A 7,656-nucleotide genomic window follows, 5' to 3' on the forward strand; every position below is an offset into this window, starting at 1 on the left:
AGTAATCTGACAAGTATTAATAACTTTTTATAAGGAGATCACAATGGTAACAATCAGTATAGATGGCGACAACCTTATGGTAGTAGTAAATGGTATTGGCAAAGTGCTAGCCCTGCGCAGTGAGCTAACAGTGCCACTTAAGCATGTGGTAGGCGCAAAGGCCGACCCACAAGCCGCCTCTCTACCAAAAGGCCTCAAAGGCCCAGGCACACGAGTACCAGGGCTTATATACGCCGGCACCTTTCATAGAGATGGTGAGAAAGTTTTTTGGGATGTGCGCAACTCTGATAATGCAATTGTAATTGATCTAAAAGATGAAGACTTCAAGCAGCTAGTGGTAGAGGTCAAAGACCCAAAAGAAAGCGTTGAGCTCATAAACAGCCATATTGGCTAAAACCACTTGACCCATAAAACCTTATTTGTTATATTTAAACTATCACCAAGACCAGGCAGGCCTAAGGTTTCGACCGACCGCTACTCCTGGTCATTTTAGTTCTAGCTTATCTCGTAGCTTGCTGATTTTAATTATCTTTTTGGAATACTTTCCAAGAAGTTTTGAAAACCTATCACTTGGCACTAATAAATTGAGTAATTTGCCGCGAGTATCCAAGAACTCTATCAGGCAGCTGAAATCGCCATCGCCTGTTATTATTATTGCCTTGTCGTAATTATTGTATTCTATCGCCGAGGCATGCAATACTAGCTCGGCGTCAACATTACCCTTAACGATCTCTTTGCCGTTTTCCATATACCCAACTGTCGGCTTATACACCAGGATAAAGCCTGCGTTCTCGAGTTCGTCGTAAAGATCTTGGTTATCAGACACCAGCCCTATAAATATAAAGGCCTTGCTAACATTATATTTGTGCTTCAGATACAATCTGAGGCGGCGATGGTCTAGTTTCCAGCCCTGGGAGCGGATGCCTAGGTTGAGATTTTGGCTATCGATAAAAGCGAAGTTGTTGTTCTTAGCATTGTTTTTTCTAAACATATTATTAATCTTACAGCTTAGGGTGGATTAAAACCAGACAATTCGAGCGCATACTATGAAATTTCTAGAGAAGTCTTCGATAGGAAATCATTAAATAAGTCCTGGCCTGCCTGCCAATCAGCTGTAGTGCAGGCGGAGATGAATATAAATTCATTATCTCCAAGCCACTGGGCTGAAACACGAATGGTGCCGTTGATATTTGTGTTACTAGTATAGGTACCTTCTTTAGTTATAAATGGTATATCGCCTTTATTGGAACTGATATTGGTGGCTCCGATAGTTTTGTACTGCAGGTCCTTGGAATTCAGCTTGTTATTGGCGGTGTCGAGTAAGGTGTTTATCGAGCTGTCGAGAGTTGAGCCAGAGCTTACGGATTTGTCTACACCAGAGTTTTGCTGGAGGGTTATCTGGCAACTATTATTATTGTACTTATACTGATAAATGCCATCGCCACCACTTAGCTCTGTCTGCCAATCCGGCAGGGTGGCCGGCGGCTTAAGTGTAATTATGTTTCCCTTGTACTTGTTTTCAAAACTAGAAAGTGACTTATCTAGAGTGTTCTGAGAGTCATCTGTCCTGCCTGCTCCGGGGCTGGGCCTATTGATTGTCATACTCAAGCTGACTATGGAGGCCGCAGTTATAACCAAAATTGTAGCGATAATTATTCCCACTACCTTGGCAGCCCGGTGCGACGAACGGTTCGGGGCTGGGTCGGCACTGGCCGGTTCGATACTGGCTCTGGAAATGGCTGGGATTTCTAGATCCTGGTTATCGATATCGGGCACTGAGCCGGTGGCCATTGGGTTGGTATCGGTTGATTGGGGTTTAGGCAACTCGGGCTGGTCGGAAACTGGCTCATCGGCATTAATCATGTCCGGGCTTGAGGGCGCTGCCTGCGAGCCGATAGCCGCTTGCGTACCAGGCTCTTTATCGGTATTGGCGGTAGTGTCTTCTGGAGGCTTGCTTTGGGCGTCTTGAGGCTCATCTGTACTTTCGGGCTCAGGGTCGCTTAGCTTTGGAGAATGAAGATAATTGGCTGACACTGCAGCCTCTGCTGCGGTATTGGGCTCAGAAGGTGCATCCGCAGCACTATCGGGCCCGTACTTAGGGCCTTTAAAACTTTGGCTAGCCTTGGATTTATCCTCATACTCAGAGCTCGATCCGTGGTCTTTATAAAGTCCCGCATCATCTGGGCTTATGTTTGATTTTGCTTTGTCTTGGGTGTCCATATAATAGTTTCTTATATACACAATACCGCATATGGTTAAATATTAAAAGCCCAGAAAATGTGGTAGGATAGATCGGATGCAGCTAGATATAACAAATTTGATACTAGCCCTATGTATAAATGAGCTAATTCATGTCGGCAGCGAGGCCTGGGCCGCAAATGATAAGCTAGCCAGACTGTTGTCTTATATCAATAAAAAACCCTACAAAGAGATCCCAATTAAGGTTAATACGAGGCCTAAATCCTACGCCTTTTCGATCGGCCTTTTTATTATCATTGTTCCTATCATTTATTTTGGCCTTGGCCTTTTAAGCCTAAGTGCCTCGACTGCCCTAAAGTTGTCAGCGCTAGTTTTGGTAGTCGCCTATGTTGTCGGTTTTGTTTGGATGGACAAATGGCATGTTAATATCGAAAAAATTACCAATCGCTTCAAATAAAACTACCGCGCTACCCTGCCTGCTCAATATATAATCTATTAAAAATAATTCAGTCGCCGGAATATGTTATGGCATTAAAGTATTATGGCTCTACCCTGCAACTTGCAAGGTAGAGCCATAGATATAAACCTAGTACAAAACTATATTTGTTATTGGTACCAGAGGCTCTATCTCCTTGGCTACCCAGCTGCTTTTTGGAGCTACAATTGCCAGTAGCATCTGGGTATTGCCAAATTCCTTGGTGACATTGCTAACCAATATCATTAAAGCCATTTTGGAGTGTGCCGAATTGCTTCTAGTGGTAGAAAAAAATTCTTCTTCTACGAACTCTAGCTTATACTTAGAATTGGATTTTAGTCCAGACCTGCGAAAAACAGCCCACCCTTTGAGTTTTTGCCGCCTATTTTCGGCGACAATCAAAACTTTCATTTCTTACCCCCTCTAGAGCAGGACGATCCTGCAGGATAGTTATTATATCTTTTGAGCGCTGTGTGTCAATAAAAGACGACTAAAAGAATTTAGCAGCCACCCTAATGCTAAGGTGGCTGCTAATGCTAAAGGTAATGCTAAATCAAAATTCTCCTCTCGCCGGAGTTTTTTGATGTGGCGGCTAGCCACATGCACAATTGCTGGGCTGGTGTTGGCCCAATCACTCGCTTATTGCCGAATATCTGGGCTCCAGTGTCGCGGAAGTATCCAGCCTCGGACACTACGCCGCCGTAATCTCCAGCCCTGCTGTAGACCAACGCCATGAAGGCGTTCTCGGAATGGCTAAAAAGCTCATCCGGGCTGAACAGAGCACCGTTGAGGTGCCTTGGCCAGCCGGCCATGGGGCGGCGGTCTAGGGGGCCGTTGTGACCCTCTACGGCAAACTCTACCGCTTTGGCAAAATTGTTCAGCAGGTTTGCCTCATTATACGCGCTAACTGCGCGTAGCAGCACCTCTTGGTACTCCACCTTAGTGGACACCAGGCTGTCTCCAGCTGATAGCTGGAGCATGGCTCCATCCCTAGTCCCCTCTTCGAGGGCCGCTCTTAAAGTCTTAGGCGAGAATCTCTCGCAATATTCGTGGTGGAAAGCCTCAACCGGCTCGTTATAACTACTGAATATTTCGAACATATTTCTCCTAATGGTTCAAATATGGGGGTCCATATGAGGGTTATATAATATAACAATATGATACTTTAGTCAAGCTTTAAGGATGAAACAGTGGATTGAAGGGGCCTGCTAATATTTAATGGTTCAGCGTTTTGATTTTGCCTTTTGTTTTGGTTTTGGCTTTGGATGAGAGCTAGGCTTGCTTTTGAGCGCAACAGATAGCTTAAGCCTATTACAGGAAACGGCTAGGGCAACTAGCGAGATCGATAGGACAGCACCAGCCGTGAGCCTAAGAGTGTTAGAGGTGCTTATCATATTGATTGTCAAACAAACAATCACTATTAAGCCCAGGAATTCTGTTATAAACCGCAAGCTGGGGTTTTTTATTTCTCTGGCTACAGAAAGTGTGGCAAGCCCCATTGCTAGCGCGAAAGCCAAACCAAAACTGTTCATAGACATGCTATTATCAAATGAAAATATGTACCTAAGCTCATAGATGGTAGGCCCAGAAAGTATTGGGTTGATGATGTAAATACCAGCCACAATGCTAGCGCAAAATACTAGGAATATATAGCTCAACTTGCGTATCTTTTCCGGTAAAAAGCTGACTACGCAGGACAAAAATGCCAATAGAGCAAACACCAAAGATACACCGTAAAGGGAATTGGGGTTTATGAAAGGAACGATCCAAAGCATGGACACAGCTAAGGCGCAAAACTGGGCTAGAGATATGAACCCCAGACCGACACCGTAAAGCCTAAAATGGTCAGATTTAATTATTGCGAAGCGATATGATAGATAGGCCAATAGCAGTGCTGATATTAGAAAATATATACTCAGAAAATTAAACATGGAAGCGTCCACTCACCTGCTCACTTGATTCAGCGTACCCAGGACAATAACCCAGGCCAGCGCAGACTTAGCGATAAGGCTAAGCCATATGTATCCTTTTTCTCCGTACACATAGTTTTTCCAGGGGCCGATTTTTTTGTACTGCAACCACATATTGACGGCAAAACTATTGAAAAACAAAAAGGTAATGACAAAGCCGAGCTGAGCGTACCAAGGGATAGAATCGGCAATGTTATTGGTGCTAGCCCAGAAGTATAGGCCACCTATTATCCAAGGCACTATGCCTGCGACAACCCCGATATTGAAAGGAAACCAGGATGTCTTGTCGCTTATTTGATTATACCGCTCCATCTCTAGGCCCATCATATTCATTATCCAATTAAGCGTAAAGACGAACACAACGCTTGGAAGTTCGATAAGCCCACCCATCATTAGTAGCACCACTAACATCAATGAAGAACTTATGGAGTACTCTACCCAGCGCAATGGGTTAATGCCTTTTTTAATATTTGATTCATATTTTTGAATATATGCTGGTGAGGCAATAAAAAGGTGGAATACCGCAGCTATCAAAAGAAAAATTGGGCCTATGATTGCTATTGGAATATCCACGAGCTGAGCAGGTGTTGCGGTAATACTACCATCAGGGCCAGCATCGAAAAAGCGAGTGATTATTGGGATCTTAAGCGCATAATTGGCGATATAAAACAAAACTATAGCCTGTGCTAAGTGTACAAGGCCTACTCTGAAGTTAAGATTTTGAAGGTTTTGACCCAACTTGGTTTTAGGTTTGATAATTATGCTCCGATATTTAAAAGTTATTTACTATTTCATAAATATATTAGCATAACAGGAATATAAGCTCAAGAATTAACGCAGATAATTGTTGTTTTCCAGTGGATGAGAACTACGATGCTTAATTTAAAAGATCAAAGCCAATGGTAGCTATACGAAATACTGCTGCAAATGGCAGTAAGGCGAGGTGAGGTGAGGTTGCTAACGGGCTCGGTAGCCTTAACATTCCAAGAACTCTATTGGTTTATGCGATACAACAAATCACCGAAATGATCGAGACTCGAACAAAGAACTACCAAAATACTGCCAAAGGAGCTAAAATATATTTATGGAAGACAACCGAGAAGAAAGTACGATTGCAAACGCCCTGAAATTTCGCTGGGTTATATTGACTGCAGTTACTGTAATAGCCACGGGCACTGTGTTCTACCGATACTTCATGCCACTGAAGTGGCTAGATGCCATATACTTTTCGGTGATCACTATTACCACGGTAGGCTATGGCGATATCCACCCCACTAATGACATAACTAAAATTTTTACGATATTCTATGTCCTTATCGGCGTGGGCATTATTGCCTCTAGCCTCAATATCATAGTTAAAATCTCAGCTCAAAAGAGACTCAAAAAGATTACTCGCCGAAAAACTCTCGGCAAGAAGAAATAAGTTCCCTGCGCTTAATAAAAATCCAGCCCCTTAGTATTTAAAGGGGCTGTTGGATTTATCTAGCCTCGCAGATCGGCCGAAAGTTCAATTGCAATCGGAGTAGGTATGGCTATGTCGTTGCTATAAAGGGGAACCAGAGCGCCCCAGCTTGTTAAAACGAACCTATCGACATTAACGCCCAACTTTTCTACTCGGTCTTGATCAAAAACTTCTAGAGTTGATATTTCTTGGCCCCAGTAGTAGGTCTCGAGGTCGGCTATTTGCTTAGAAAAGTGTTCGTCGCTAGCTAATGTGAACTCTACCAGTCGGACAAAATCGAAGCCTAATGATCCTGCAACATATGGGACTTCATGGGGGTTTCTGTCATGAACTGCTAAGCTTGCGACAATGGGTACTACTTGTGATGGGTAAAGATAGCGAGCTAAAAGAGTCACGGAGTGTTCTGCTTTCATTTTCACCTCTTTTGGTAGGTACTTGGGATTTAATTATATCAAAATGGTATCTTAAATCAATCATAGGGCTTGCTTATTTCGAGTAAATGGTATATAACTAAGTTTTAGTACCTACATAGAAAGAGTGGCCATGACACAAGGAGTGGAAAAGAAATCAACCGAGCAGCTGCGTCAGCTCTGGGGTGCGCAACAAGACCCCCAGCTAATGACTACGGTTCAGGCTTCGAAGATGTTTGGAAAGTCGTTCCAAAGTTTTAAGAATTTTGCAATCGAAAATGGGCAAATGCCCATAGATGTGGATAAATGGTCTAGGGCAATATTTTACAACCAGGCAGATATGGAAAAATTTGCTCGAGAATATTTTAAAAAGAACCCTCAGCCAAGCCGGGAACCAGCTATAACGGAGCCTATCCAGGCCAGCCTGACTAGCTTTTCAGGCTTGCCAGCAGGAAATTGGACAAATGTTGAGTTTCTGGCGATCTGTGGGATTACTGAACGCGAAAAAGCCAGAAATGTAATAAACGGGTCCAAAAGTATTAAGTGGCTCTCTGGCGATGACGCAGCAAAGCTCATTTATCTTCTCATATATAACTACCCTCGTAAGACGGTATTTAGAAAAAAGAGATTCGAGCTTGAGCAATACTTCGGCGCATCGAAAAGATTTAAAAAACCACTGGGCGTAAGGTATCATAAGTTAGTTGCGATTATCGGAACTTACTACGAAGATACCGACTTCGGATATATTGACCCAGAAATCTCGGTGGCAGTTTTAGCGGAGCTGATGCTCTCAAATCCAGCAATAAATTAATTATCCCTGGCAAATCCTTTGCCGGGGATTTGTTATTATAAAAATAAACAGGCTGATAATATATATAAATTATCAGACCTGCCTATATAAACTTAAAACTTTATGTTGATATATAACCGGCTTATTTAGGAGCCTTGGTTTTATTACTAAATAGGCCAATATCTAACCCATTATCTTTAGCCCACTGGGATATTTGCGATCTAATGCTCTTTTTAGCCTCTTTACGCTCAGCTGGCGACATACCCTTCATACTTCCATCGGCAGGCTTTAATTCGGTAATTTTGGCTAGAATTTGGTCTTTCTGCTGGCTTGTGATTTTACCACTTGCG

12 protein-coding genes are annotated in these 7,656 nt (G+C 43.1%); 4 read left to right on the forward strand and 8 right to left on the reverse strand.

The genetic code is table 11. The annotated features are described in order from the left end of the window. The first annotated feature begins 43 nt into the window (after positions 1–43). Positions 44–394, forward strand: coding sequence for a hypothetical protein (locus NT111_03430; GenBank protein ID MCX6805038.1), 351 nt, complete (start codon positions 44–46; stop codon positions 392–394). A 90-nt stretch (positions 395–484) separates the two neighbouring features. Here NT111_03430 and NT111_03435 read toward each other — a convergent pair whose 3' ends face one another. Continuing rightward, complete coding sequence (locus NT111_03435; GenBank protein MCX6805039.1) at positions 485–991, reverse strand: NYN domain-containing protein; 507 nt, start codon at positions 989–991, stop codon at positions 485–487. Between the two features lie 53 nt (positions 992–1,044). Further along, complete coding sequence (locus tag NT111_03440; GenBank protein MCX6805040.1) at positions 1,045–2,220, reverse strand: hypothetical protein; 1,176 nt, start codon at positions 2,218–2,220, stop codon at positions 1,045–1,047. A 76-nt stretch (positions 2,221–2,296) separates the two neighbouring features. Here NT111_03440 and NT111_03445 point away from each other — a divergent pair, with 76 nt between their 5' ends. Further along, complete coding sequence (locus tag NT111_03445; protein MCX6805041.1) at positions 2,297–2,656, forward strand: hypothetical protein; 360 nt, start codon at positions 2,297–2,299, stop codon at positions 2,654–2,656. A 129-nt stretch (positions 2,657–2,785) separates the two neighbouring features. Here the strand turns inward: NT111_03445 and NT111_03450 are convergent, their stop codons facing one another. From NT111_03450 to heR, 4 genes are all read right to left on the reverse strand, one after another. Further along, entirely contained in the window at positions 2,786–3,085 is a 300-nt protein-coding gene (locus tag NT111_03450) for a hypothetical protein (GenBank protein MCX6805042.1), read from the reverse strand. A gap of 137 nt (positions 3,086–3,222) precedes the next feature. Further along, the gene (locus NT111_03455) at positions 3,223–3,774 is read right to left on the reverse strand and encodes a hypothetical protein (GenBank protein MCX6805043.1); all 552 of its coding nucleotides are present in this window, start codon (positions 3,772–3,774) and stop codon (positions 3,223–3,225) included. A 123-nt stretch (positions 3,775–3,897) separates the two neighbouring features. Then, a complete protein-coding gene (locus NT111_03460) occupies positions 3,898–4,605 on the reverse strand; it encodes a hypothetical protein (GenBank protein ID MCX6805044.1) in 708 nt (235 codons plus the stop codon). 12 nt (positions 4,606–4,617) lie between these two features. Continuing rightward, positions 4,618–5,382: a heliorhodopsin HeR gene (gene heR, locus NT111_03465; protein MCX6805045.1), complete on the reverse strand. Its 765-nt coding sequence runs from the start codon at positions 5,380–5,382 to the stop codon at positions 4,618–4,620. Positions 5,383–5,728: 346 nt separating this feature from the next. Between heR and NT111_03470 the strand changes: the two genes are divergently transcribed. Next, positions 5,729–6,067: a potassium channel family protein gene (locus tag NT111_03470; GenBank protein ID MCX6805046.1), complete on the forward strand. Its 339-nt coding sequence runs from the start codon at positions 5,729–5,731 to the stop codon at positions 6,065–6,067. A gap of 59 nt (positions 6,068–6,126) precedes the next feature. Here the strand turns inward: NT111_03470 and NT111_03475 are convergent, their stop codons facing one another. Beyond that, positions 6,127–6,519, reverse strand: coding sequence for a hypothetical protein (locus NT111_03475; GenBank protein ID MCX6805047.1), 393 nt, complete (start codon positions 6,517–6,519; stop codon positions 6,127–6,129). A gap of 130 nt (positions 6,520–6,649) precedes the next feature. On the opposite strand from NT111_03475, the gene NT111_03480 reads away from it, so the two are divergent. Beyond that, a complete protein-coding gene (locus NT111_03480) occupies positions 6,650–7,327 on the forward strand; it encodes a hypothetical protein (GenBank protein ID MCX6805048.1) in 678 nt (225 codons plus the stop codon). A 121-nt stretch (positions 7,328–7,448) separates the two neighbouring features. Here NT111_03480 and NT111_03485 read toward each other — a convergent pair. Beyond that, positions 7,449–7,656, reverse strand: a 208-nt coding sequence (locus NT111_03485) for a hypothetical protein (protein ID MCX6805049.1), incomplete at its 5' end; no start/stop codon positions are given.

It is taken from the genome of Patescibacteria group bacterium (genome assembly GCA_026397045.1).
GTDB lineage: Bacteria > Patescibacteriota > Saccharimonadia > CAILAD01 > BJGX01 > JAPLVO01.

Excerpts from the sequence above, each read along its gene's own strand:
- NT111_03430 (MCX6805038.1), top strand. The coding sequence starts at position 44 with ATGGTAACAATCAGTATAGATGGCGACAACCTTATGGTAGTAGTAAAT.
- NT111_03435 (MCX6805039.1), bottom strand. The coding sequence starts at position 991 with ATGTTTAGAAAAAACAATGCTAAGAACAACAACTTCGCTTTTATCGAT.
- NT111_03440 (MCX6805040.1), bottom strand. The coding sequence starts at position 2,220 with ATGGACACCCAAGACAAAGCAAAATCAAACATAAGCCCAGATGATGCG.
- NT111_03445 (MCX6805041.1), top strand. The coding sequence starts at position 2,297 with ATGCAGCTAGATATAACAAATTTGATACTAGCCCTATGTATAAATGAG.
- NT111_03450 (MCX6805042.1), bottom strand. The coding sequence starts at position 3,085 with ATGAAAGTTTTGATTGTCGCCGAAAATAGGCGGCAAAAACTCAAAGGG.
- NT111_03455 (MCX6805043.1), bottom strand. The coding sequence starts at position 3,774 with ATGTTCGAAATATTCAGTAGTTATAACGAGCCGGTTGAGGCTTTCCAC.
- NT111_03460 (MCX6805044.1), bottom strand. The coding sequence starts at position 4,605 with ATGTTTAATTTTCTGAGTATATATTTTCTAATATCAGCACTGCTATTG.
- NT111_03470 (MCX6805046.1), top strand. The coding sequence starts at position 5,729 with ATGGAAGACAACCGAGAAGAAAGTACGATTGCAAACGCCCTGAAATTT.
- NT111_03475 (MCX6805047.1), bottom strand. The coding sequence starts at position 6,519 with ATGAAAGCAGAACACTCCGTGACTCTTTTAGCTCGCTATCTTTACCCA.
- NT111_03480 (MCX6805048.1), top strand. The coding sequence starts at position 6,650 with ATGACACAAGGAGTGGAAAAGAAATCAACCGAGCAGCTGCGTCAGCTC.